Raw genomic sequence first — 23913 nt, 5'->3', positions numbered from 1 at the left:
TGGGGTTGGCGTTGGGGGGGGTCACGCTGGTGTGGTAGGGTAGTTGGGCGGGCCCGGTGGCCCCGGCGTCCTGTGTTTGGTGTGGGGGGGGGGGGGGGCGGGCCGGCCCCCCCCCCCCCACCAGCCGGGAGGAACGACATGGCCACGTCCGAGGGTCTCAGCGCCGACGAGCGCGCCGCGGTGAAGCAGCGCGCCAAGGAGCTCCGTGAGCAGGAGAAGGCGGGCAAGAACCGCGCCGCGGGCGAGAAGGCCGTGCGCGCGGCGATCGACCCGCTCGAGGGCACCGACCGGGACATCGCCGAGGGGATGTACCGGGTGGTCTCCCAGGTGGCGCCCCACCTCGTGCCGAAGACGTACTACGGCATGCCGGGCTTCGCGAACGGCGACGGCAAGATGGTGGTGTTCATGCAGCCCGCCGTGAAGTTCAAGACCCGCTACGCCACGGTCGGCTTCGACTTCGCCGCGCACCTCGACGACGGCGACTTCTGGCCGACGGCGTTCGCCGTGCTCGCCTGGACGCCCGCGTTCGAGGAGCGGCTCGCCGCGCTGGTGCGCCAGGCGGCGAGCTGACCTCGACGCTCGATGCACGCCCAGCGAACCCGCCCCGTCCGCCGAACAGGCGGTTGTGCACCTTCTGAGCGTTCAGAACGTGCGCAACCGCCTGTTCGGCATCCATGGAGCGGGTCAGGCCGGGCGTACCTCGGCGCGCGCGAGCTCGGTGATCCCGCGGGCCTCGAGCGCCGCGGGGTCGGCGGCCGTCGCGCTGGTCACGGCGGTGACGGCGGCGCCCCGCTCGCGCAGGTCGTGCCACAGCTCGAACACGGCGCCGCCGGGGCCGAGCGAGGGCCGCGAGAGCGGCAGGTCCGCGCCGTCGACGTCGACGACGACACCCACGGTGCGCGGCTGCGCGAGCGGCAGCGCGCCGCGGCGGGCCTCCGCGACGACCTCGGCGAACCGGCGGCCGAGCGGCTTGACCCGGTTCTCGGTGTCGAGCAGGCCGAGCGAGTACTCGAGGTCCTTGTAGTCGGCGAGGTCGCGGGTCACGTCGTGCGAGCACCACCAGGTGACGGCGTACAGGTCCTGCGTCGTGAGGGCCGCCTCGAGGGTGCGGGTGGCGAACTCGGGCATCTCGGCCTCGGCGAGGTTCATCGAGGGGGCGCCCACCTCCTGGAGCCACACCTGGCGCGACGGGTCGGTCGCGAACGCCTTCGACAGCTCGATCATCCACTCGGCGTGCCGCACGGACTGCGGCGACAGCGCGCCGTACGTCGCGGCCGTGCCGTTGAAGATCCACGAGTGCACGGTGGTCATGTCGCCGAGGCGCGAGGCGTGCTCGGGCAGGAACGAGTGGTCGTCCCAGTACCAGAGGTGGTCGTTCTCGCTGTGCACGACGACGTGGCGCGGGTCCCGGTCGCGCGGCGCCCCGAGCAGCGAGGTCAGCCAGTGCGTCACCTGCTCCACGGTGGCGGGCATGGCCGCGGGGTTCGGCTCCAGGAACTGGTTGAGCTCGTTGCCGAGCGTCAGGCCCATGAAGTTGGGGCGGTCGCGCACCGCGTCGTAGACGGCGGCGACGAGGGCGGCCTGCGCGTCGACGGCGGGCTGGTCGGCGAACATGTTGCCGTCGTGCCAGTTCACGAGCCACGCGGGCACGAAGTCGAACCCGGACATGTGCCCCTGGACGACGTCGACCGCGACGTCCAGCCCGAACTCGGCGGCGACGTCGGTGACGAGGGCGATGTCGTCGAGGGCGCGGCGGCGGATCAGGGTGCGGTTGGGCTGCAGCACGGGCCACAGCGGGAAGACGCGCACGTGGTCCACGCCGAGGCCGGCGATCGCCTCGAAGTCCGCGCGGACGACGTCGGGGTCGACGGCCATCCACTGGAACATCCAGTCGCGGGACGGGGTGTAGTTGACGCCGAAGCGCGGCACGGTCGAAGTCAAGGGAGCATCCTCGCTGTGTCGGTGTTGCTGCTGTGTCGGTGTTGCTGCTGTCTCGTGGTGCTGAGTTCTCGTGGTGCTGGGCTGGTCACCGGGGCGCCGGGGCCGTGGACTCTCGCACGACCAGCCGCCGTCCGCTGACGGTCCGGGAGGTGACGTCCTCGCCGCGCACGAGCTGCTCGAGGAGGGCGACGGCGGTGCGGGCGCTCTCCTCCACGGGGGCGTCGAGGGCGGTGAGGCGGGGGCGCACGAGCGTCGAGACCCAGGAGTCCTCCCAGGCCACGACGGACAGCTGCTCCGGCACCTGCACGCCGACCTCGGGCGCGTGCGCGACGATCTCGGCCGCGACGGTCTCGTTGTCGACGACGACGGCGGTGACGGCGCCGAGCCGGCCGAGCAGGTCGGCCACCGGGTCGTCGGCCGCCGGGTCCCACGCGGCGAAGGAGGCGTCCATGCCCAGCTCGCCGGCGGCGCGGGAGAACCGCGCGTCGCGAGCCCGGGTGTGCGCGAGGCCGGGGGCGTCGGTGACGCGGGCGACGCGGCGGTGGCCGAGGTCGGCGAGGTGCCCGAGGACGGTCGCGACGGCGGTGTCGTCCTGTACCGTCACTGCGGGCACGGCGTCGTCCACCGGCGCGCCGAGGAGCGCCGCGGGGGCGCCGAGCTGCTCGACGAGCGCGAGGCGCGGGTCGTCGTTGCGCACGTCGACCAGCAGGAACGCGTCGACACGCTGCTCGCCCCACCACTGGCGGTAGACCTGCTCCTCCTCGTCCGCGTGGACGAGGGTCAGCGACAGGGACCAGCCGATGTCGGCGAGCGGCTCGGTGAGGCCGGCCAGCAGACGCATGAAGAACGGGTCGCGGCCGAACGTCTCTCGGGAGCGGGCGATGACGAGGCCCAGGCTGCGGCCGCCCTGGCCGGAGACCTTGCGGCTGGCGTAGTTCGGGCGCCAGTTCAGCTCGTCGGCCGCGGCCCGGATCCGGGCGGCCGTGGCCTCGGAGACGTTGGGGCGTCCGTTGAAGGCGTGGGACACCGCCGAGGGCGAGACGCCGGCGTGCTTGGCGACGTCGGCGATCGTCACGCGTTTCGGGCTCGTGGCAGTCATGGTGCGTCCGAGAGTAGGGGGTTGACCGTGCTCTGTAAAGCGGTATACGTTGCACGCCACTTGATGTGTACCGCTTTACAAGAAAGCGGTGGCGGAGGCTGTTCTCCGCCCCCCGAACGACGCACCGTAGCTCTCAGGGAGGACCAGTGACCCACGGCGTCAACAGGCGCACCGTGCTGAAGGCGGCCATCGGCGGCGGGGTGCTGACCCCGCTGCTCGCGGCCTGCGGCGCCCTCTCCCCCGCGGGCAGCGGGCCGCGGTCGATCTCCGTGCACACCCAGCTCAGCGGCGCCGTCGCCGGGGCCCAGGTGTTCGCGGACGTCGTCGCCGCCTACCAGCGCAGCACCGGGCGCACCGTCGCTCAGCTCAAGAACGGCTCGGACCTGCCGATCGTCTTCGAGACGAGCACGCTGGCCGGCAAGGCGGCCGACGTCGCGATCGTCAACATGATGGGCCGCACCCTGTCGTGGACGCGGCTCGGCGCCACCATCCCGGTGACCGACCTGCTCGACGACTGGGACCTGCGGGACAAGATCTTCCCCGAGGCGCTCACCGAGTGGACCGACCCGCAGGGTCGGCTGCGCGCGTTCCCGTTCACGCGCACCAACTGGCCGGTGTCGTACAACACCGGGCTGCTCGAGGAGGCCGGCGTCGACATCCCGACCACCTCCGACGAGCTGATCGACGTCGCCGACAAGCTGCGTTCCAAGGGCATCGGCCCGGTCACCGTGGGCGGCTCCGACTGGAGCGGCCAGAAGATGTTCCTGCAGGTCCTGCAGGGCTTCCTCACCCAGGACGAGGCGCGCACCGTGTTCTCCTCCGGCAAGCTCTCCGAGAGCGCCGCGGCCCTCCAGGGCGTCGAGCACTTCGTCCAGCTGCGCGACGCGGGCGTCTTCGTCGACGACGTGCAGGGCTACACCTCGGACTCCGAGCTGACCCAGTTCAACACCCGCAAGGCCGCCATCGTCCCGGCGATGTCCTCCGCGCTCGCGCTCGTCCCGGGCGAGCGGGCCAAGGAGGTCACCGTCGGCGGCTGGCCGATGCCGTCGTCCGGCGGCGTGCTGACCCGCCCCAGCGTCATCAAGAGCTACAACGGGCACGGCATCTGGATCAGCGAGAACGGCGCGAAGAAGCTCGACCTCATCAAGCCGTTCGTGCAGTACCTGTACTCCGACGAGGTCGTCGACGACTTCATCCTCGGCTCCGGCCGCGACATGAACCGGATCACGGACACCGTCAGCAAGGACTTCCCGCTGGTCGCGCAGGCCTCCCGGCTCACGGACGACGACGTCACGCCCGTCATGCTGCCCGACCTGCTCATCCCCGACGCCGTCTTCGAACCGATGGTCAAGGCGACCGCGATGGCCTACGGCACCGCGTCCGCCGAGCAGATCGTCGACACGTTCGAGAAGGCCTACCAGGCGGCCTGACCGCCGGCGCCACGAAAGGACTCCCCATGGCCACGCTCGTCGCCGCCGGCCCCCCGACCGCCACCCGTGCCCCGGCGCCCGGCTCCCCCGCCGGGACCCGCCGCCGCGCGCCGCTGCGCGAACGGTTCCCGGGCCTCGCCCTGCCCGCCCTCGTCTGGTACGCGATCTTCATGATCGGCCCCGTGGTCGCGATGTTCGTCATCGCGTTCCTCTCCTGGCCGGGCATGCTCGCCACGCCGACGTTCGCCGGCCTCGGCAACTTCACCGCCGTCTTCGCCGACCCGACGTTCTGGGCGGCCGTGCGCAACTCGGCCGTGCAGATCGTCATCGGGCTGCCGATCATGATCGTGCTCGCGTTCCTGCTCGCGTTCTACGTGGTGCAGAAGCCGCGCGGGCACCGCGTGCTGCGCTACCTGCTCTTCATCCCGGCACTCATCTCCGCGCCCGCCACCGCCATGGTCTTCTACGCCATGCTCAACCCGGACGGCCTCGTCAACGGCGTGCTGCGCCCCCTCGGGTTCGACGGCACCGCCTGGCTCGCCGACCCGAGCACCGCGCTCGGCGCGATCATCGCCGTCGAGCTGTGGAGCGGCATCGGCTACTCCGCCGTGCTCATCGCCTCCCGGCTCGACGGCGTGGACACCGAGATCGTGCAGGCCGCGCGCATCGACGGCGCCGGCGACTGGCGCGTCGCCTGGCGCATGTACTGGCCGATCGCGCGGGACTTCATCGGCGTCGTGACGATGCTGCAGTTCCTGTCGATGCTGTTCAACTCCGCGCAGAACGTGCTGCTGCTGACGCAGGGCGGCCCGGGCACCTCGACGACGACGCTCGCCTACCTCATCTACCAGAAGGCGTTCGTCGAGGCGGACCTCGGCTACAGCCAGGCCGTCGGCGTCGTCCTCTTCGTGATCGGCCTGGTCGGCATGGGCGTCATCCGCCGCGTGCTGCGCGCCACCCACTGATCCCCGACCTCGCCCTAGGAGAACCGTCATGGCCCGGCAGACCGCCGCCCTTCGGGTGCGGGACCGCATCGGCTCGATCACGAGCGGCACGCTCGCGTGGATCTACGCCGCCCTGCTCCTCGTGCCCTTCTACTACTTCATCGTCTCGTCGTTCAAGGACAACGAGCAGATCTTCGAGTCGCCCCTCGCGCTGCCCAGCAGCTGGGACCTCTCGAACTTCACCACCGCCATCCAGCAGGCCGACCTCGGCCTCGCGATCGCCAACTCGGTGCTGACCACCGTCGGCGCCCTGGTGCTCACGCTGGTGCTGGCCCTGCCCGCGTCGTTCGCGCTGGCCCGCGCCACCGGCCGCGCCGGCAAGGTCGTCGAGAGCGTCTTCGCCCTCGGCTTCCTCATCCCGTCGTTCGCGGCGCTGTTCCCGACGTTCCTGCTCGCCGCGGCCATGGGGCTGTTCCACACCCGCACCTTCATCGTGCTGCTGCTGCCCGCGACGGCGCTGCCGCTGTCGGTCGTCATCCTCACGTCTTTCATGCGGACCATCCCGCGCGAGCTCGAGGAGGCCGCCTCCATGGACGGGGCGACGTCGCTGCAGGTGCTGCGCCAGGTCTACCTGCCGATCTGCGTCCCCGGCATCGCGACCGTCCTGCTGCTCAACTTCCTCGCGTTCTGGAACGCCTACCTGTACCCGCTGATCCTCATCGGGCCGGACACCGCGCAGCGCACCATCCAGGTCGCCCTGCCGACCCTCAAGGTCGACGCCGGCACCGACTACGGCGTCCTCATGGCCGGCACGCTGTTCACCCTGCTGCCCGTCTACCTCGTCTACACGGTGCTGCAGCGCCAGATGCAGCGTGCGCTGCTGTCGGGCGCGGTCAAGGGATGACCCTCCCCGATTCCGTCACGCCCGGCACCCCCGTCCGCGCGGCGTCGCTGCCCCTGCGCACCCGCATCGGCCAGGTCAACCAGCGCCTCAAGGGCTGGGAGGCGGTCCGCTGGGTCGACGGCGCGCCGCGCGTCACCGACGTCCTGCGCGCCGAGGTCGACCGCTGGGGCGGCCTCGGCGCCCTGTACGGCGTGCTGCGCGCGGACCCCTGGTCCGCGGTGCGCTGGGAGAACGGCGTGCCGCCCGAGCGCAGCGCCGAGGCGTACGCCGCCGTCCAGGAGCACGTCACCCGGTACGGCGACGGGCTGCCCGTGCTGTTCGTCGAGGAGGCCCCGCACGGCCTCATGGCGCTCGGCGGCACGACGCTGCCCGTCAACCTCGCCCTCGGCGCCGGCATGGACGCGGGGCTGGCCGAGGAGCTCGCTGCCGCCGTGGCCGCCGAGGCGCGCGCCCGCGGCACGCACGTCGCGCTCGTGTCCGGGCTGGACGTGCTGCGCGACCCCCGCTGGGGCCGCGCCGAGGAGTGCTTCTCGGAGGACCCGGCCCTCGCCGCGGCGCTCGTCGAGGCGACGGTCCGCGGGATGCAGGGCACGACGTCGTGCGACGACGCGATCGACGGCGGCCACGTCGCGGTCGTGGCCAAGCACCTCGCCGGCCAGGGCGCGGGCATCGGCGGCCGCAACGGCTCCGGCGCCCCGATCGGGCGCCGCGAGCTCGGCGAGCTGCACCTGCGCCCGGCGTACGCCGCGGCCCGCGCGGGCGTCGCCGGCTACATGGCCGCGTACAACGACGTCGACGGCGTGCCGTGCAGCGCCAACGAGGAGCTGCTCACCGGCACCATCCGCGACCGTTGGGGCTGGCGCGGCCTCGTCATGGCCGACGGCACCGCGATCGACCGACTGCGCGACAGCTCCCCCGACCCGGCCTCGGCCGCGGCGCTCGCGCTGCAGGCGGGCGTCGACCTCAGCCTCTGGGACGAGGCGTTCACGCACGTCGAGGAGGCGCTGGACCGCGGGCTCGTCGCCGAGGCGGTGCTCGACCGCGCCGTCGACCGTGTCCTCGCCCTCAAGCACCGGCTCGGGCTGCTCGGCGACGCGCCGGCCGTGCCCGCGGAGCCGGCCGTGCCCGCCACGACCACGACCGCGGCGCCGGCTCCCGCACGCGACGTCGTCGCGCTCGTCGAGCGCGCGGCGCGGCAGGCCGTCGTCCTCGTGCACGACCACGGCGTGCTGCCCCTGAGCCCCCACGCCACGGTCGCCGTCGTTGGCCCCAACGCCGACGACCTCGACGCCCAGCTCGGCGACTACACCCCGCCGCGCCCCGCCGAGGACCCGGGCGCGTCCACCGTGCGCTCGGCGCTGGCGGACCGGCTCGGCGCGGACCGCGTGCGGCACGCCGCCGGCAGCCGCCTGCGCGGCCCGCTGGAGGACCCCGCCGCCCTCGACGCCGTGCGTGCGGCCTGCGCGGGCGCCGACGTCGCCGTGGTGGTGCTCGGCGGCACCAGCCGCCGCAGCTACGACGACGAGTTCGCCGACAACGGCGCCGTCGAGGGGCCCGCCGCGGACACGACGAACGGCGAGGGCGTGGACCTCTCCTCGGTCGCGCTGCCGGAGGCCCAGCTCGACGTCGCGCGCGCCGCGCGGGCGGCCGGACGGCCCGTCGTCGGCGTCGTCGTGGACGGTCGCCCGCGGGTGCTCACCGACCTCGCGTCGCTCGTCGACGCTCTCCTCGTGGTCCCGTTCCCCGGGCCGACGGGCGGCGCCGCGATCGCCGAGGTGCTGCTCACCGGCGCCGCGTCCGGGCGCCTCCCGGCGACGTTCCCCGTCGCCGACGGCGTGGTGCCCGTGGCGCACGACGAGCGCCTCGAGACCGCCCGCGGCTACCTCGGCCACCCCGTGGTGCGGGGGCTGCCGTTCGGCGCCGCGCACGCGCCGGGCGTCACGACGACCGTGCGCACGCCCGCCGCCGCCGTCCGCGCGGACGACCTCGCCGCCGGGGCCACCGTGGCGCTCACCGTCGAAGTGGCCAACGCCGGTCCCGCCGCCGAGGTGTCGGTGCCGCTCTACGGCCGCCGGCACGAGCTCGGGATCCGGCCCCGGCGACGTACGCTCCTGGGCGTGCAGCGCGCCACGCTCGCGGCCGGCGCGACGACGTCCCTGACGTTCGACCTCGGCCTCGACGCGCTCGGCTCCTGGGCGACCGGCGAGCCGGTCGCAGCGCCCATGACCGTCGGCGCGTGGTGCACCCCCGACCTCGACGAGCCCGCCGGCGCCGCCACCGTGCGCGTCACCGACCAGGAGGACACCACCCCGTGGGACCGCTGACCACCACCCTCGACCCCGCACCCCTGCACCCGGAGATCGAGGCGACGCTGCGCGCGGCCGCCGACCGTGTGCGCGCCACCTCCGGCGACCGCGTCGCCGCGATGGTGCACGCCGCGCTGCGTCGCACGCTCACCGACACCCTGACGGTGGGCGCCGACGGCAGCGTCTTCGTCATCACCGGCGACATCCCCGCGATGTGGCTGCGCGACTCGACCACCCAGCTCACGCCCTACCTGCGCTTCCTCGCGGACTGCCCGCCCCTGGCGGACCTCGTCGCCGGCGTCGTCCGCCGCCAGCTCGCGTGCCTGGACCACGACCCCTACGCCAACGCCTTCAACGACGGCCCCACCGGCGCGCACTACGACCCCGACGACGTCTGCGACGACCCGCACGTGTGGGAGCAGAAGTACGAGGTCGACAGCCTCACCTACCCGGTCACCCTGGCGCACCGCCTGTGGCGGGCCACGGGCCGCACGGACGTCTTCGACGACCGTGCCCACCGCGTGTTGCGCACCGTCGTCGACCAGCTGCGCGCGGAGCAGCACCACGACTCCTCGCCGTACCGGTTCAGCCGCGACACCACGATCCCCACCGAGACGCTGGCCCGCGACGGCCGCGGCACTCCGGTCGGGTTCACCGGCATGACCTGGAGCGCCTTCCGCCCGTCGGACGACGCCTGCACCTACGGCTACAACGTGCCGGCGAACCTGTTCGCCGCGCAGGCGCTGCGGGCGGTGGCCGAGATCGCCGAGGAGGTCTGGGCCGACACCGCGCTGGCCGCCGACGCGCGCGCCCTGTCCGGCGAGCTGGTCGCCGGCGTCGCGGCGCACGGCGTGGTCCCCGCGCCCGGCAGCGACGCCGACGGCGAGCCCGGGACCCGCATCTACGCCTACGAGGTGGACGGGCTCGGCGGCGTGCTGTGCATGGACGACGCCAACACGCCGTCGCTGCTGTCGCTGCCGCTCGTCGCTCCCGACGTCCTGGACGCCGAGGTGTGGCGGGCGACGCGCGCGTTCGTGCTCAGCCCGGCGAACCCGTACTTCTTCTCCGGCACCCTGGCGGCCGGCGTCGGCAGCCCGCACACCCTGCCCGGCCGCGTGTGGCCCATCGCGCTCGCCGTCGAGGGGCTGACCGGCACGCCCAAGGACCGCGAGCGCCTGCTACGCGTCCTCGCCGAGACCGACGGCGGCACGGGACACGTCCACGAGAGCTTCGACCCCTCGGACCCGACCGAGTTCTCCCGGCCGTGGTTCTCCTGGGCCGACTCCATGTTCTGCGAGCTCGCGCTGGCCGTCGCCGACGACGCGGGCGCCTGACCTCACGAGAGCACGGGAGGCCCAGCGAGCCCCGGACGGCACGACCGTCCGGGGCTCTTCTCGACCCCGCTACCTTGCACCGCACGAGACCTGCTACCTTGTCAGGCATGGTACCGACACCGGACGCCGTCCTCACCCAGCTCCGCAAGGGAGTCGTGGAGTACTGCGCCCTCGCCTGCCTGCGCTCGGGGCCCGCGTACGGGCTCGAGCTGGCCGAGCGCCTCGGCGGCACCAGCACCCTGCTGACCAGCGAGGGCACGCTCTACCCGCTGCTCTCCCGGCTGCGCCAGCAGGGCTGGGTCACGACGACGCAGGTCGCGTCGCCCGTGGGCCCGCCGCGGCGGTACTACGAGCTCACGACCGAGGGGCGGGCGGCACTCGACACGTTCGCCGCCACCTGGTCCCGGTTCACCACCGACGTCCGCACGACCTTGGAGCCATGATGACCGCAGCCCCCGCGTTCCCACCCCTGGTCGAGGCGTACCTCGCCGACCTCGAGCGCGCCCTGGCCTCGAGCGACCCGCGCGAGCGCTCCGAGACGCTCGCCGCCGTGCGCGAGCACGCCGCCGAGTCCCTCGCCCTGCACGGCGCGGACGACGCCGGCGCCCGCCGGGTGCTGGACGAGCTGGGCCCGGTGGACGCCATCGCGGCCGCGTCGACGCCTGCGCCGACCCCCGCTCCGAGCGCCGTCGCCCCGGCACCGCGCACCCCCGCCGCCGACGTGTGGCTCGTCGTGGCCGCGTTCGCGTCCCTGACCGTGTTCGTCGTACCGGTCGCAGCGGCGGCCGTGGTCGTGTGGGCGGTCGTCCGGCTCCGCTCCGGCGCCGGGAACCGCACCCTGCAGCGGGTCGCGCTCGCGGTGAGCGTCGTCTCCTTCGTCGGTGCCCTGGCGCTCTACGTGTCACACCTGCTCGCCGCGGGGTGAGCCACCCCGCCCGTCGACCAGCACGCCGGGGGTCAGGTGCTAGAAACCGGTTGCTAGGCTGACCGTCGCGCGGCGGTCACCGAGTTCCCGCGGATGCCGCCGTCTGTCCCAGCGACGTGACGGAAGGCGACCATGACGAACTACAGCAACCCGGTCCTCGACGCGGACTGGCCGGACCCCGACGCCGTGCGCGTCGGCGAGGACTACTGGCTGATCGCGTCCAGCTTCCACCGCGCCCCCGGGCTGCCCGTGCTGCACTCGCGCGACCTCGTGTCCTGGGAGCACGTCGCCAACGCGCTGCCCGCGCTGCCGCCGGCGGGCCACTACGCCCTCCCCCGGCACGGCTCCGGCGTGTGGGCGCCCAGCCTGCGCCACCACGACGGGCTCTTCTGGATCGTGTACCCCGACCCGGACCACGGGATTTTCGTGCTCACCGCGGACGACCCCCGCGGCCCGTGGTCGGAGCCCTGGTGCCTGGTCCGGGGCCGGGGCCTCATCGACCCGTGCCCGTTGTGGGACGACGACGGCCGCGCGTACCTCGTGCACGGCTGGGCCGGGAGCCGGGCCGGGGTGAAGAACCGCCTCACCGTGGTCGAGGTGGACCCCGGCCTGCGCCGCGTCCTCAGGCCGGCGCGCACCGTGATCGACGGCGACGAGCTGCCCGGCTTCCGTACGCTCGAGGGGCCCAAGCTCTACCAGCGCGACGGCTGGTACTGGATCTTCGCGCCCGCGGGCGGCGTCGCGACCGGCTGGCAGACGGCGTTCCGGTCGCGGTCCGTGTGGGGCCCGTACGAGCACCGCGTCGTCCTCGCGCAGGGCGACACCCCCGTCAACGGCCCGCACCAGGGCGCCTGGGTGGACACGCCCGACGGCGAGGACTGGTTCCTGCACTTCCAGGACCGGGGCGTCTTCGGGCGGGTCGTCCACCTGCAGCCGGTGCGCTGGGACGAGGACGGCTGGCCGGTCATGGGCGACGACGGCACACCGGTGCTCACGCACCCCACCCCGGTCGCGGGCGCCGAGCCCGGCGAGCCCGCCCGCAGCGACGACTTCGCCGCGCCGGGCCTCGCGCCGCGGTGGCACTGGCAGTCGAACCCCGCCGAGGGCTGGGCCGTGGCCGACGGCGACGGCACCCTGCACCTGCCCGCGCAGCCCTCGCCGCGCGGCAACCTGCGCGACCAGGGCGCGGTCCTCGCCCAGCACCTCCCCAGGAAGCCGAGCGCCTGGGAGACGCGCGTCGAGCTCGCGGGCGACGCCCCCGGCACCCGCGCCGGCGTCGTCGTCCTCGGCCGCGCGTACTCCTGGGCGGGCCTGGAGCGCACCCCCGCCGGGGTCGAGGTCACCGTGCGCCGCGGTGGGCCGCACGGCGACGAGGAGATCCTCGCCCAGGAGCCCGCTCCCGGCGGGCGCCGCGGGGTCGTGGTGCGCGCCGCCGTCGACGCGGGCGGCGTCGTCACCTGGGGCTGGCGCGACGCCGCCGACCCCGACGCCCCCTGGCACGAGCCCGCGCCCGGGTGGCAGGCGCACGCGGGGCACTGGGTCGGCGCCGAGGTGGGCCTGTTCGCGAGCGCACCGCTCGGCGCGGACCTGCGCCCCGGCGACGGCGGCACCTTCGGACCGGTCCGGGTCACGGTCGCCGGCAAGGAGGCGTGATGCCGCGGAGCTGGCCCTGGGGGTGGTCGGAGGCGGTCCCGTCGGCGCTGCGGACGCCGACCTGGCGGGCACCCTCGACCGGCGCGCGACGGCGCGGCGAGGGCAGTAGGGTCGACGACGGACTTCCCCGGGGACGCGGCCGCACGGCACCGTCCTCACCCCCACGGCACAGGAGGCGGCATGGTTCAGGGCGTTCGCCGGTGATCCCCGTCGAGGCTTGGCCCCCCGGGCGGCTCGACGTCGTCGGGTCGTGGACGCTCCGTACCGTCGACGAGCTCTCCGACGTCCGCGCCGACCTCGAGACGCGGCTCCCGTGCGACTGTCCCGCCGCTCGCGTGGGCGCGTCCCCGTCCGCCGCGGGCGGGCTGTCCGGCACGCAGCGCATGGTGCTGGTCGCGAGCGAGCTGGTGGCGAACGCGCTGGAGCACGCCCGCCCGCCCGTCGTCGTGCGCCTGCTGTGCGACGGGGACGTCGCCGTGCTCGACGTCGTCGACCACAGCCCGGAGGCGCCCCCGGTGGTCCCCGAGGGCCGCGAGCCCGGCGAGGGCGGGCACGGCCTGCGGCTCGCGGAGACGGTCGCGGACCGCGTCGGCTGGTACAGCACGGGTGCCGAGAAGCACGTGTGGGCGCAGTTCGCCGCGCCCGCCCTGCCCGGCCATGCCCCGAACCACGCGCCGGGCCGTCGGCTCGCCCCCGCCGGCCACGCGTGGCCGGCGGCGGCCTACCGCGGCGTGTAGCGCTCGGCCGGGAACGCCGCGGCGACGAGCGCGCGCAGGTCCTCCAGGCCGCCGTCCACGAGGCCCCGGGCGCGGGCCTGCACCAGCAGGTTGCCGATCGCCGTCGCCTCGACCGGCCCCGCCACGACGGGCAGGCCGGAGCGGTCCGCCGTCGCCTGGCACAGCAGGGCGTTCTGCGCGCCCCCACCGACCACGTGGATGGTCGACACGGTGCGCCCGGCGAGCCGCGCGGCCGTCGTCACGGCGTCCGCGAACGCCTGGGCCAGGCTCTCCACGATGCTGCGCACGTACTGGCCGCGCGTGGCGGGCACCGGCCGGTCGTGCTCGCGGCACCAGTCGGCGATCCGCCCGGGGATGTCCCCCGGTGGCAGGAAGCGCGGGTCGTCGACGTCGAAGATCGTCACCGGGGCGGTGACGTGCGCCGCCTCGGCGAGGAGCTCCTGCAGGGTGCTGGACCGCTGGGCGGCGTTGGACTCGCGCTCCCAGGTGCGGATCGACTCGGACAGCAGCCACAGCCCCATGACGTTGTGCAGGAACCGCGTGCGCCCGTCGACGCCGCCCTCGTGGGTGAACCCGGCGACGCGGGCCTCCTCGGTCAGGACGGGCGCGTCGAGCTCGAGGCCCACGAGCCCCCAGGTGCCGCACGAGACGTAGGCGACGTCGCGGTCCGTGGCCGGCACCGCGACGACGGCGGACGCCGTGTCGTGCGAGCCGACGGCCGTGACCTCGAGCGTCCGCCCCACCAGCTGCGCGACGTCGGGCCGCAGGGCGCCGAGCGACGCCCCCGGGTCGACGAGGGGCGGCAGGATCCCGGCCGGGATGTCGACGAGGCGGGCGAGGCCGGTGTCCCACTCCCCCGTGCGCGCGTCGAGCAGCCCGGTCGTGGAGGCGTTGGTGCGCTCCGCGACCTCGGCCCCGGTGAGCCAGTGCGCGAGCAGGTCGGGCACCAGCAGCAGCCGGTCGGCGAGGTCGAGCAGCGGCCCCTCCGTCGCGAGCTGGAACACCGTGGTGAACGGCAGGTGCTGCAGCCCGTTGCGGGCGTACAGCGCGGCGGCGTCGACGCGCGCGTGCACGCGCTCCACGCCGTCCGCCGTCCGCCCGTCCCGGTAGTGGTACGGCACGCCCAGCAGGCGACCGCCGCGCAGCAGGCCGTAGTCCACGGCCCACGAGTCGATCCCGACGCCGAGGATCTCCCCCGGCGCCTCGCGCTCGGCCGCGGCCAGGCCGTCCAGCACCTGGCGGTAGAGCTCCAGCAGGTTCCAGTGCAGCCCGTCGGGGGTGCGGACCGGGTCGTTCGGGAACCGCGCCACGTGCTGCAGCCGCAGCCCCTCGCGCCCGCCGAACCGGCCCAGGATGACGCGCCCGCTGGTGGCGCCCAGGTCGACGGCGGCGAGCGTGCCCGCCAGCGTCGGCCCCGGCGTCGCCGCCCCCGTCCGCACCGCCGTCACCGCAGGAACGCCTGCGCCACGCCCGCGTCGACGGGCACGTGCAGGCCGGTGGTGTGCGAGAAGGCGGGCGTGCACAGCGCGAAGACGGCGTTCGCGACGTGCTCGGGCAGCACCTCGCGCTTGAGCAGCGTGCGCTGGGCGTAGAACGCCCCCAGGTCCTGCTCCTCGATGCCGTACGTCTTGGCGCGGTTGGCGCCCCAGCCGGAGGCGAAGATGCCCGACCCGCGCACCACGCCGTCCGGGTTGATGCCGTTGACCTTGATGCCGTGCTCGCCGAGCTCGGCGGCCAGCAGCCGCACCTGGTGCGCCTGGTCGGCCTTGGTGGCCGAGTACGCGATGTTGTTCGGGCCCGCGAACACGGAGTTCTTCGACGAGATGTAGACGATGTCGCCTCCGAGCTTCTGGTCCACGAGGATGCGCGCGGCGTTCTTGGCCACGAGGAACGAGCCCTTGGCCATGACGTCGTGCTGCAGGTCCCAGTCCGCCTCGGTGGTGTCGAACAGCGACTTGCTCAGCGACAGGCCCGCGTTGTTCACGACGATGTCGACGCCGCCGAACGCGAGGACGGCGTCGCGCAGCGCCGCCTGCACCGCGGCCTCGTCGGCGACGTTCGCCGCCAGGCCGACGGCGACGTCGGTGGAGCCGAGCATCTCGTTGATCTCAGTCGCGGCCGCCTCGGACTTCTCCAGGTCGAGGTCGGCCACGACGACGCACGCGCCCTCGGCGGCGAGGCGGGTCGCGATGGCCTTGCCGATGCCCGACGCCGCGCCGGTGACGAAGGCGATGCGGGTGGCGAGCGGCTTCGGCTTCGGCTTGCGCCGGAGCTTCGCCTCCTCGAGCGCCCAGTACTCGATGCGGAACTTCTCCGACTCGTCGATCGGGGCGTAGGTCGACAGGGCCTCCGCGCCGCGCATGACGTTGATCGCGTTGACGTAGAACTCCCCCGCCACGCGCGCGGTCTGCTTGTCCGCGCCGTAGGAGAACATGCCGACGCCTGGCACGAGCACGATCGCCGGGTCGGCGCCGCGCATCGCGGGCGGCTCCTCGCCCCGGGCGTGGGCCTCGGCGGCGCCGCGCTCGTAGTAGGCGGTGTAGTCGGCGCGGTACGCCTCGTGCAGCGCGGGCAGCCGCTCCACGATCTCCTCGACCGTCGCGGTGGCCGGCAGGTCCACGACCAGCGGCTTCACCTTGGTGCGCAGGAAGTGGTCGGGGCAGCTGGTGCCCAGCTCCGCCAGGCGCGGGTGCTCGGCGCTCGCCAGGAAGTCGAGCACGACGTCCGCGTCGGTGAAGTGCCCCACCTGCGGTCTGTCGTGGGAGGCGACGGCGCGCAGGTGCGGGGCGAGCGCGGCGGCCTTGGCGCGCCGCTCCGCCTCGGGCAGGGCGGCGAAGCCGTCGAGGGCGGGGCCGAACGGCTCCGGCGCGCCGTGCTCCGCGATGTAGGCCGCCGCCGTCTCGATGATCCACAGCGAGCTCGCCTCGGCCTCCTCGGCCGTGTCGCCCCACGCGGTGATGCCGTGGCCGCCGAGGACGGTGCCGATCGCGTCGGGGTGCGCCGCCTTGAGCTCCGCGATGTCGAGGCCGAGCTGGAAGCCGGGCCGGCGCCACGGCACCCACAGCACCTTGCCACCGAAGATCGTCCGCGTGAGCTCCGGGCCGTCGGCCGCGGTCGCGATCGCGATGCCCGCGTCGGGGTGCAGGTGGTCGACGTGCGCGGCGTCGACCAGGCCGTGCATGGCCGTGTCGATGCTGGGGGCGGCCCCGCCCTTGCCGTGCAGGCAGTAGTCGAACGCGGCGACCATCTCGTCCTCGCGGTCCACCCCGGGGTACACGTCCACGAGCGCGCGCAGCCGGTCGAGGCGCAGGACGGCGAGGCCCTTCTCGGTGAGGGTGCCGAGGTCGCCGCCGGAGCCCTTGACCCACAGCAGCTCGACGTCCTGCCCGGTGACCGGGTCCCGCTCGGTCCCCTTCGCGGACGTGTTGCCCCCGGCGTAGTTGGTGTTCCTGGGGTCGGCGCCGAGGCGGTTCGAGCGCGCGACGAGGGCGGCGACGGTCGGGTGGGTCATCGGCGTGCTCCGGGTGCGGGTCGGGAGAGGTCTCGGTGGATGCCCGGGGCCGGCTCGTGCGGGGCGCCGACGAGGGCGTCCACCGTGAGCCACGCGGTCATGCGCGCGAGGCTGCGCGCGCAGCCGGGGTGCTCGGGCTGGTTGAGGTGGCCGTGGGTGGTGCCGTCCTCGCGGACGAGCAGGACGTCGACGCCTGCCGCGGCCAGCTCCGCCGCGTAGGCCTCGCCCATGGAACGCAGGCCGTCGTGGTCGGAGGTGAGGACGAACGTGGGGGCCAGCCCGCGCAGGGCGTCCGGACCGCTGCCGCCGGGGAACGCGTACGGCGACGTCGGGCCGTCGCGGTGGCCCAGGTAGTTGTCGTTCATGGCCCGGACCTGCGCGGGCGGGAAGCTGCCGCCCGGGATCGCCGCCACCTTGGCCGCGAGCTCGGCGGAGTGCGCCGGCAGCTCGTGGTGCGCCACCGGGTACGCGAGCAGCGTGCTGCGCACCGGCGTGCCGGCGTCGCGCAGCCGCAGCGACGCCCCGGCCGCGAGGTTGCCGCCCGCGCTGGCGCCGCCGATCGACCAGCGGTCCGCGGGCACGCCGAGGCCGGCCGCGCGGGCCCACCCGAACGCGAACGCGACCTCCTCGGACGGCGCCGGGAAGCGCACGCCGTCCCCGCGCACGGGCGCGCCGTCGACGGCGGCGTCGTCGAACGACGCGACGAGCCGGTAGTCGACGCTGACCACGAGCACGCCGGCCTCCGCCAGACGGCGGGCGACACCGTCGGCCTCGGGCATGTCCAGGTCGCCGTGCATGAAGCCGCCGCCGTGTGCCCAGACGAGGCCGGCGACCGGCGTGCTGCCCGTCGGGGCGCCGGGCGTGTAGACCCGCACCCGCAGGTCGCCGTGCGGGCCGTCGAGCACGCGGTCCGCGGTCGTGACCTGGGACGTCGCCGTGCTCGTGTCGGTGGTGTCGGTCGTCATGCGCCCCATCCTGCCTGCCGCCCGCCGACGCGTTCCGCGGCGATCCTCGCCAGGTAGCCCGAGGCCGCGAACGCCCGCATGGGCTCGGGGTCGAGGCCCTGCTCCGCGCGCAGGTCCGCGAGCAGGCCGCGGACGTCCGTGTTGTACGCGTCCATGAGGACGCCGTGCGCGCCGAGCACGTCGCCGGCGCGCTGCGCGGCGTCGAGGGCCTCGGCGTCGACGAGCAGCGCCTTGGCCGTGGCCTCCTGGACGTTCATCACCGACCGGATCTGGCCGGGGATCTTGTCCTCGACGTTGTGGCACTGGTCGAGCATGAAGTTCACCCCGGACTCCGGGCGCAGCGCGTCGGCCTCCACGATCTCGTGCATGATCCGGAAGAGCTGGAACGGGTCCGCGGCGCCGGCCATGAGGTCGTCGTCGGCGTAGAAGCGGGAGTTGAAGTCGAACGCGCCGAGGCGGCCCTGGCGAAGCAGCTGCGCCACGATGAACTCGATGTTGGTGCCGGGCGCGTGGTGGCCCGTGTCCAGCACGACCTTCGCCCTCTCCCCGAGGGCCAGGCAGTGCAGCAGGGACGTGCCCCAGTCCGGCACGTCCGTGTGGTAGAACGCCGGCTCGAAGAACTTGTACTCGAGCACCATGCGGTGGTCGTCGTCGAGCTCCGCGTAGATCTCCGCCAGCGACTCGGCGAGCCGGTCCTGGCGGGCGCGGATGGAGTCCTGCCCGGGGTAGTTGGTGCCGTCCGGCAGCCAGATCTTCAGCTCCTGGGACCCCGTGGCGCGCATGACGTCGATGCACTGCACGTGGTGGGCCACGGCCTTGCGGCGCACGGCCGGGTCGGAGTGCGTGAGCGAGCCGAGCTTGTAGGCGTCGTCCTGGAACAGGTTCGAGTTGATCATCCCGATGCTCACGCCGTGCTCCTCGGCGTGCCGGGCCAGGTCGCCGAAGTCGTCGACCAGGTCCCACGGGACGTGCAGCGAGACGCGCGGCGCGACGCCGGTGAAGGCGTGCACCTGCGCGGCGTCGGCGATCTTCTCGTAGGGGTCGCGCGGCGTCCCGGGCGTGCCGAAGACCTTGAACCGGGTGCCCGAGTTCCCGAACGCCCACGAGGGCAGCTCGATGGTCTGCTCGCCGAGGGCCCTGCGCAGCCGTGCGTCGAGCACGGGCGTCGTCGCCGTCATGTCTCCTCCTCGTCCGCGCTCCCTCGCGCGGTGCCGTAACGCTTTGAATCGTTTCATAACGTAGGCGTTCGACGGCGCGCCGTCAACCGTCCGCTCAGGACCGGCCATCGCCCCCGCAACCGCCCGCGCGACCTGTCAGGACCAGGAGCAGGTATCCATGACCCTGGTCCTGACAACTGCGCGGGTCAGCCGGCGCTGCGGGCGGCGTCGAGCTGCGACTCCAGGTGGAACACCTCCTCGAGCAGCACGAACCCCTCGTCCGGCCGCCCCTTGGAGGGCTCGAAGAACCCCTGCATGGCCGCCTGCCAGCGCTCGTTCACCTCGCGGGCCGCCATGTCTCGCTGCGCGCGCTGGTAGTCGTCGGTGCGCAGGACGCCGACCAGCAGCCCGTCGGCGCCGAGGAACAACCGGTAGTCGTGCCAGCCGGTCTCGGCGAGGGCCTCCAGCATCTCGGGCCAGACGGCGGCATGGGCCGCCCGGTACTCGTCGAGGCGGTCGCGCCGCACCCGGGACACGAAGCAGACGTGCGTCGTCGCACCGTCATCCGTGAATCGGTTCATACGATGAACGTAGCAACGTCGGCCCACACCCGGACGCCTCTACGCTGGACCCAGGCGTGACGAGCGCCCGGACCACGAGGAGCAGCAGATGACGACGACCGCCCCCCGCCGACGCGCGTCGATCAGCGACGTCGCGCGCCAGGCCCAGGTGTCGGTCGGCACCGTCTCCAACGTGCTCAACCGCCCGGACCGGGTCTCCCCCGGCACCCGCGAGCGCGTCCTCGCCGCGATCGAGGACCTGGCCTTCGTGCCCAACGGCTCGGCCCGCCAGCTGCGCGCCGGCACTCTCACGACCGCGGGCGCCATCGTGCTCGACATCTCCAACCCGTTCTTCACCGACGTCGCCCGCGGCATCGAGGACCGGCTGGAGGAGGCGGACCACACCCTCATGCTGGCCAGCTCCGACGAGAACCCGGAGCGCGAGGCCCGCTACCTGCGCCTGTTCGAGGAGCACGGCGTGCAGGGCGTCATGGTGGTGCCGGCCACGGACGACGTCGAGCACCTGGTGACGCTGCGCGAGCGCGGGGTGCGGGTGGTGCTGCTCGATCGGCCGTCGCCCGTCGAGACCCTGTCGTCGGTGGCCGTCGACGACCGCGCGGGCGCCGCGGCCGCTGCCCGCCACCTCGTGGAGCTGGGCCACGAGCGCATCGCCTTCCTCAACGGCCCGCACACGATCCGCCAGTGCGCCGACCGCAGCGAGGGCCTGCGCGACGCGCTCGTCGAGCTGGGCCTCGACCCCGGCGACGCGCTCGTCGAGGTCACCGTCGCCACCCTCAACGCCGACGGCGGCCAGGCCGGCGTCGAGCAGGTCCTCGCCCTCGCGGACCGGCCCACCGCCACCATGTGCGTGAACGACCTCACCGCGCTGGGCGCGCTGCGCACGCTGCGGACGGCGGGGGTGCCGGTGCCGTCGGGCATGGCCGTGGTCGGGTACGACGACGTCGACTTCGCCGCCGAGCTCGCCACGCCGCTGACGTCGGTGCGCCAACCCACCCACCAGCTCGGCCACCGCGCGGCGGACCTCCTCCTCGACCCGGACGACACCGTGGAGCAGGTGACGTTCCAGCCCGAGCTGGTCGTGCGCGAGTCGACCACCGGCGTCGGCTGAGCGCGGGCCTCCGTCACCGTCGAGGGCGTGCCCGCCCCAGAGGCGTGACGGGAAATCACCTCGCGGCCCGGCCGCCGGGTCCGTAGGGTGCACGGCGATGGGAACCCTGTGAGCACCCCCGCGCCGACGCGTCGAGCAGGTCCGACAGCACCGCTCCGCGCCGGCGTCCGCGCGTCCGCCGTCCTGCACGGCCACCCCCGGCGACGGAAGGAGTCCCCACCGTGGACCCGTCACAGCTCACCCTCACCGACATCACCCTGCGCTACGCCGACCGGGTAGTGCTCGACCGCCTCTCCCTGACCATCTCCCCCGGCGAGCGGGTGGGAGTGGTCGGCGACAACGGCTCCGGCAAGAGCACCCTGCTGGCCGTGGTCGCCGGCGCGCTGGAGCCGCAGAACGGCACGCGCCTGGTGCGCGCGCCCGGCGGCCTCGGCTACCTGCCGCAGACGCTCGACCTCCCGCCCGACCGCACGGTCGCGCAGGCGATCGACCACGTGCTGGCGGACGTCCGCGCCCTCGCGGCGGAGGTCGCCGCGCTCGAGGACGGGCTCGGCGCGCTCGACGGCGCCGCCCTCGACGGCGCGCTGCGCCGGTACGCGGAGCTGACCGCGCGGTTCGACGCGCGCGACGGGCGCGGGGCGGACCGCCGGGTCGACGTGGCGCTGCACCGCCTGGGCCTGCCCGGCCTGGACCGCGGCCGTGCGCTCGGTACGCTCTCGGGCGGCGAGCGCTCCCGCCTCGCGCTGGCCGCGACCCTCGCGGCGGACCCGGAGCTGCTGCTCCTCGACGAGCCGACCAACGACCTCGACGACGACGCCCTCGACTGGCTCACGGAGCGCCTGCGGTCGCACGACGGGACCGTCGTCGCCGTCACCCACGACCGGGCGTTCCTCGCGGACCTCACCACGACGCTCGTCGAGCTCGACGGCGGGCGGGCGCGCCGGTACGGCACGGGGTGGGCCGGCTACCTCGCGGCGAAGGAGACCGAGCGCGAGCGGCTCCGGCTCGCGTACGAGCGGTGGCAGGCCGACGTCGCGCGCCAGCGACGCCTCGTCGACGCCAACGTCGAGGCGATGGAGCAGATCCCGCGCAAGCTGCCGATGGCCTCGTTCGGGTCGGGCGCGTTCCGGTCGCGAGCGCGCACCCACGGCGCCACCAGCCGCGTCCGCAACGCCAAGGAGCGCGTGCGCCGCCTCACCGAGGACCCCGCCGAGCGGCCCGCCGACCGGGCGGAGTTCCGCACCGACGTCGCCACCGCTGACGTCGCGGGCATGGACGTCGTCGGCACGGACATCTCCCGTGACGTCTTCGGTGCGGGAGGCGACGCGGCCTCGGCGTCGGTCGACCTGACCGACGTCGTGGTGCACGGTCGGCTCGCCGCGCCGCGCCTCGTCGTGGACCGGCTCGTGATCGACCGCGGCGAGCACGTGCTCGTGACCGGGCCGAACGGCGCGGGCAAGAGCACGCTGCTGGGGGTGATCGCGGGCGACGTGCTGCCCGACGCAGGATCCGCGCGGACCGCGGGCGCGATCGGGTATCTGCGACAGACGGGCGTGTTCGCCTCGGACGACGGCCGCACGGTGCTGCACGGCTTCGCCGCCGGCCGCCCCGGCGACCTGGAGGAGCACGCGGAGGCGCTCCTCGCGACGGGCCTGTTCCGCCCCGACGACCTGCCCCGCCCGGTGCGCGAGCTGTCCCAGGGGCAACGCTCGCGCCTCGAGCTCGCGCGGGTCGTCACGACGACCACGGACGTGCTGCTGGTCGACGAGCCGACCAACCACCTGTCGCCGGCGCTGGTCGAGGAGCTGGAGCGCGCGTTCGCGGCGTTCGGGGGCACCCTCGTCCTCGTCTCGCACGACCGCCTGGTGCGCGGGCGCTTCCGCGGCCGGCGCCTCGCGCTCGACGGCGGCAGGGTGGTCGAGGACACCGCCTGACGCGAGGACGGGCGCGGGGCCGCGCCGTCGTGGCGTGGCCCCGCGCCCGGCGGGCTCAGGCGCCCGCGGCGACGATCCCCTGCTGCCAGGCGGACAGGTCGGCGATCTTGCCGGCGAGGACGTCGGCGGCGTCGCCGTCGGCGACGAGCGCCCCGGCGAGCTTCTCGGCGGTGCGCAGCTGCCGCAGCGCGGTGCCCCGGTCGCCGGCGTCGGCGGCGGCCTCGGCCGCGTCGAGGCGGGTCGTCAGCTGCGCCACGGCGACGGCGTCGCGCGTGGTGGCCGTGGGCAGCGCGGACACGAGCCCGTCGACCTCGCCGAACGTCACGCAGTCCCCGCCGCCGCTGACGCGGCCGGCGGTCCACTCGATGCCGCTCAGCACCATCGAGAGGAACGTGTCGTCGGTCCACGCGGCGTCGACGTGGCCGGCGCCCTGGTGCCAGGAGCGCCCGCCCTCGAAGTTCTGGCACCACGCGATCGGGTGGTCCGCACCCATCGTGCCGCCGGTGTACGTGGACTCGTCGAGCGTCTGCAGCACCTGCACGTCACCGCGCGGGTCGAGCGTGTAGTTGTACCACTCGTCGAAGCGCGACCACTCGAGCGGCACCCCGGCCATCGACGGGTGCGCCGCGTTCTCCACCCGCATCGTGGCGGTCTGCTGCGCGGGGTGGTTCCGGAACCGGGCGCCGCCGCCCATGAGCTGGGTGAACCAGCTGGAGGTGTGCATGGTGTCGGTGGCGGCATGGATGCCGACGACGCCGCCGCCGTCGTGCACGTAGCCCTGCAGGGCGGCGAGCTCGCCGTCGTCGAGCAGGCGCGGCAGCGCGGGGTCGAGGCTGTTGGTGTTGTCCACGGGCGAGACGAAGACGATCGACGCGTACTGCTCCAGGTTCTCCGGGCTGGTGAACGGCGTGGAGGACATCGTGAGGTCGGGCTGGCCGGGCGAGCCCGAGCCCCACCAGCCGGCCGAGCTGTTGGGCGGGTCCCACACGTCGACGGTGAAGTCGTGCTCCGCGCCGAGGTCGATGAGCGCGTGCGTGGTGTCGTCGATGTGGGAGTGGCGGAAGCCGAGGGTCTTGCCGACGACGAGGATCTTGTAGTCGTCGTCCGCGGCGACGGCGGGTGCTGCCGCCGCCAGGCTGGCGCCGAGGGCCGCGGTCGCGACGACCGCCCCGACGCGCCGGGTGAGAGGTGCCTTCAAACGGATGCTCATGACGCTCCTTTGCGCACGCAGCTGATCTGGCCCGCTCAACCTAGCGCGAGAAACGTCGATCGTCGACAAAAGTCACCCGATCGGCGATCACTAGTCGGTCGTGACGCGCCGGAAGGGCGCCACAGCTGATGTTGTGAGCGGGCGTTTGGCCCTGTCCCGGTCGCGAAACAGGGC

General features: G+C 74.3%; 20 protein-coding genes. 12 read left to right on the top strand and 8 right to left on the bottom strand.

What is annotated here, in order from left to right:
• Positions 1–138 precede the first annotated feature (138 nt).
• Complete coding sequence (locus ACFWDO_RS16660; RefSeq protein WP_380320915.1) at positions 139–570, top strand: hypothetical protein; 432 nt, start codon at positions 139–141, stop codon at positions 568–570.
• Between the two features lie 114 nt (positions 571–684).
• On the opposite strand, the gene ACFWDO_RS16655 is transcribed toward ACFWDO_RS16660, so the two are convergent.
• Positions 685–1941 carry a glycosyl hydrolase gene (locus ACFWDO_RS16655; RefSeq protein ID WP_380320912.1) on the bottom strand — a complete coding sequence of 419 codons (1257 nt, stop codon included), beginning with the start codon at positions 1939–1941 and terminating at the stop codon, positions 685–687.
• Between the two features lie 85 nt (positions 1942–2026).
• Complete coding sequence (locus ACFWDO_RS16650) at positions 2027–3040, bottom strand: LacI family DNA-binding transcriptional regulator (RefSeq protein ID WP_380320909.1); 1014 nt, start codon at positions 3038–3040, stop codon at positions 2027–2029.
• A gap of 146 nt (positions 3041–3186) precedes the next feature.
• Between ACFWDO_RS16650 and ACFWDO_RS16645 the strand changes: the two genes are divergently transcribed.
• The 9 genes from ACFWDO_RS16645 (at position 3187) to ACFWDO_RS16605 (ending at position 13273) form a co-directional block, all read left to right on the top strand.
• Positions 3187–4470, top strand: a complete 1284-nt coding sequence (locus ACFWDO_RS16645) for an ABC transporter substrate-binding protein (RefSeq protein WP_380320906.1) — start codon at positions 3187–3189, stop codon at positions 4468–4470.
• 26 nt (positions 4471–4496) lie between these two features.
• Entirely contained in the window at positions 4497–5435 is a 939-nt protein-coding gene (locus ACFWDO_RS16640; protein WP_380320903.1) for a carbohydrate ABC transporter permease, read from the top strand.
• A 28-nt stretch (positions 5436–5463) separates the two neighbouring features.
• A complete protein-coding gene (locus ACFWDO_RS16635; RefSeq protein ID WP_380320900.1) occupies positions 5464–6318 on the top strand; it encodes a carbohydrate ABC transporter permease in 855 nt (284 codons plus the stop codon).
• Complete coding sequence (locus tag ACFWDO_RS16630; protein WP_380320897.1) at positions 6315–8642, top strand: glycoside hydrolase family 3 N-terminal domain-containing protein; 2328 nt, start codon at positions 6315–6317, stop codon at positions 8640–8642. The genes ACFWDO_RS16635 and ACFWDO_RS16630 overlap by 4 nt, the downstream gene beginning before the upstream one ends.
• Positions 8630–9958, top strand: a complete 1329-nt coding sequence (locus tag ACFWDO_RS16625; RefSeq protein WP_380320894.1) for a glycoside hydrolase family 125 protein — start codon at positions 8630–8632, stop codon at positions 9956–9958. The genes ACFWDO_RS16630 and ACFWDO_RS16625 overlap by 13 nt, the downstream gene beginning before the upstream one ends.
• 107 nt (positions 9959–10065) lie before the next feature.
• The gene (locus tag ACFWDO_RS16620; RefSeq protein WP_380320891.1) at positions 10066–10401 is read left to right on the top strand and encodes a PadR family transcriptional regulator; all 336 of its coding nucleotides are present in this window, start codon (positions 10066–10068) and stop codon (positions 10399–10401) included.
• Positions 10398–10883, top strand: coding sequence for an HAAS signaling domain-containing protein (locus ACFWDO_RS16615; protein ID WP_380347058.1), 486 nt, complete (start codon positions 10398–10400; stop codon positions 10881–10883). Before ACFWDO_RS16620 ends, ACFWDO_RS16615 begins: the two co-directional genes overlap by 4 nt.
• 132 nt (positions 10884–11015) lie before the next feature.
• Positions 11016–12536 (top strand): family 43 glycosylhydrolase, encoded by a 1521-nt coding sequence (locus tag ACFWDO_RS16610; RefSeq protein WP_380320885.1) that lies wholly within the window; start codon positions 11016–11018, stop codon positions 12534–12536.
• A 200-nt stretch (positions 12537–12736) separates the two neighbouring features.
• A complete protein-coding gene (locus ACFWDO_RS16605) occupies positions 12737–13273 on the top strand; it encodes an ATP-binding protein (RefSeq protein ID WP_380320882.1) in 537 nt (178 codons plus the stop codon).
• Here ACFWDO_RS16605 and ACFWDO_RS16600 read toward each other — a convergent pair.
• The 5 genes from ACFWDO_RS16600 to ACFWDO_RS16580 all read right to left on the bottom strand — a co-directional run bounded on the left by ACFWDO_RS16600 (position 13258) and on the right by ACFWDO_RS16580 (position 19487).
• Positions 13258–14712 (bottom strand): rhamnulokinase family protein, encoded by a 1455-nt coding sequence (locus ACFWDO_RS16600; RefSeq protein ID WP_380320879.1) that lies wholly within the window; start codon positions 14710–14712, stop codon positions 13258–13260. The genes ACFWDO_RS16605 and ACFWDO_RS16600 overlap by 16 nt on opposite strands.
• 5 nt (positions 14713–14717) lie before the next feature.
• The gene (locus ACFWDO_RS16595) at positions 14718–16784 is read right to left on the bottom strand and encodes a bifunctional aldolase/short-chain dehydrogenase (RefSeq protein WP_380320876.1); all 2067 of its coding nucleotides are present in this window, start codon (positions 16782–16784) and stop codon (positions 14718–14720) included.
• Entirely contained in the window at positions 16781–17749 is a 969-nt protein-coding gene (locus ACFWDO_RS16590) for an alpha/beta hydrolase fold domain-containing protein (protein ID WP_380320873.1), read from the bottom strand. The genes ACFWDO_RS16595 and ACFWDO_RS16590 overlap by 4 nt, the downstream gene beginning before the upstream one ends.
• Positions 17746–18927 (bottom strand): L-rhamnose isomerase, encoded by a 1182-nt coding sequence (rhaI, locus tag ACFWDO_RS16585; protein WP_380320870.1) that lies wholly within the window; start codon positions 18925–18927, stop codon positions 17746–17748. Before rhaI ends, ACFWDO_RS16590 begins: the two co-directional genes overlap by 4 nt.
• A gap of 185 nt (positions 18928–19112) precedes the next feature.
• Positions 19113–19487 (bottom strand): L-rhamnose mutarotase, encoded by a 375-nt coding sequence (locus ACFWDO_RS16580; RefSeq protein WP_380320867.1) that lies wholly within the window; start codon positions 19485–19487, stop codon positions 19113–19115.
• An 88-nt stretch (positions 19488–19575) separates the two neighbouring features.
• On the opposite strand from ACFWDO_RS16580, the gene ACFWDO_RS16575 reads away from it, so the two are divergent.
• Together ACFWDO_RS16575 and ACFWDO_RS16570 are read left to right on the top strand one after the other, a co-directional pair.
• The gene (locus tag ACFWDO_RS16575) at positions 19576–20595 is read left to right on the top strand and encodes a LacI family DNA-binding transcriptional regulator (RefSeq protein ID WP_380320864.1); all 1020 of its coding nucleotides are present in this window, start codon (positions 19576–19578) and stop codon (positions 20593–20595) included.
• Positions 20596–20816: 221 nt separating this feature from the next.
• Positions 20817–22529: an ABC-F family ATP-binding cassette domain-containing protein gene (locus tag ACFWDO_RS16570; RefSeq protein WP_380320861.1), complete on the top strand. Its 1713-nt coding sequence runs from the start codon at positions 20817–20819 to the stop codon at positions 22527–22529.
• Positions 22530–22584: 55 nt separating this feature from the next.
• On the opposite strand, the gene ACFWDO_RS16565 is transcribed toward ACFWDO_RS16570, so the two are convergent.
• Complete coding sequence (locus tag ACFWDO_RS16565) at positions 22585–23739, bottom strand: ThuA domain-containing protein (RefSeq protein WP_380327177.1); 1155 nt, start codon at positions 23737–23739, stop codon at positions 22585–22587.
• Positions 23740–23913 lie beyond the last annotated feature (174 nt).

It is taken from the genome of Isoptericola sp. NPDC060185, from assembly GCF_042728595.1.
Taxonomy (GTDB): Bacteria; Actinomycetota; Actinomycetes; order Actinomycetales; family Cellulomonadaceae; genus Isoptericola.
The sequence above is the reverse complement of the archived record's forward strand: the minus strand, read 5'-3'. Positions and strand labels throughout refer to the sequence as shown.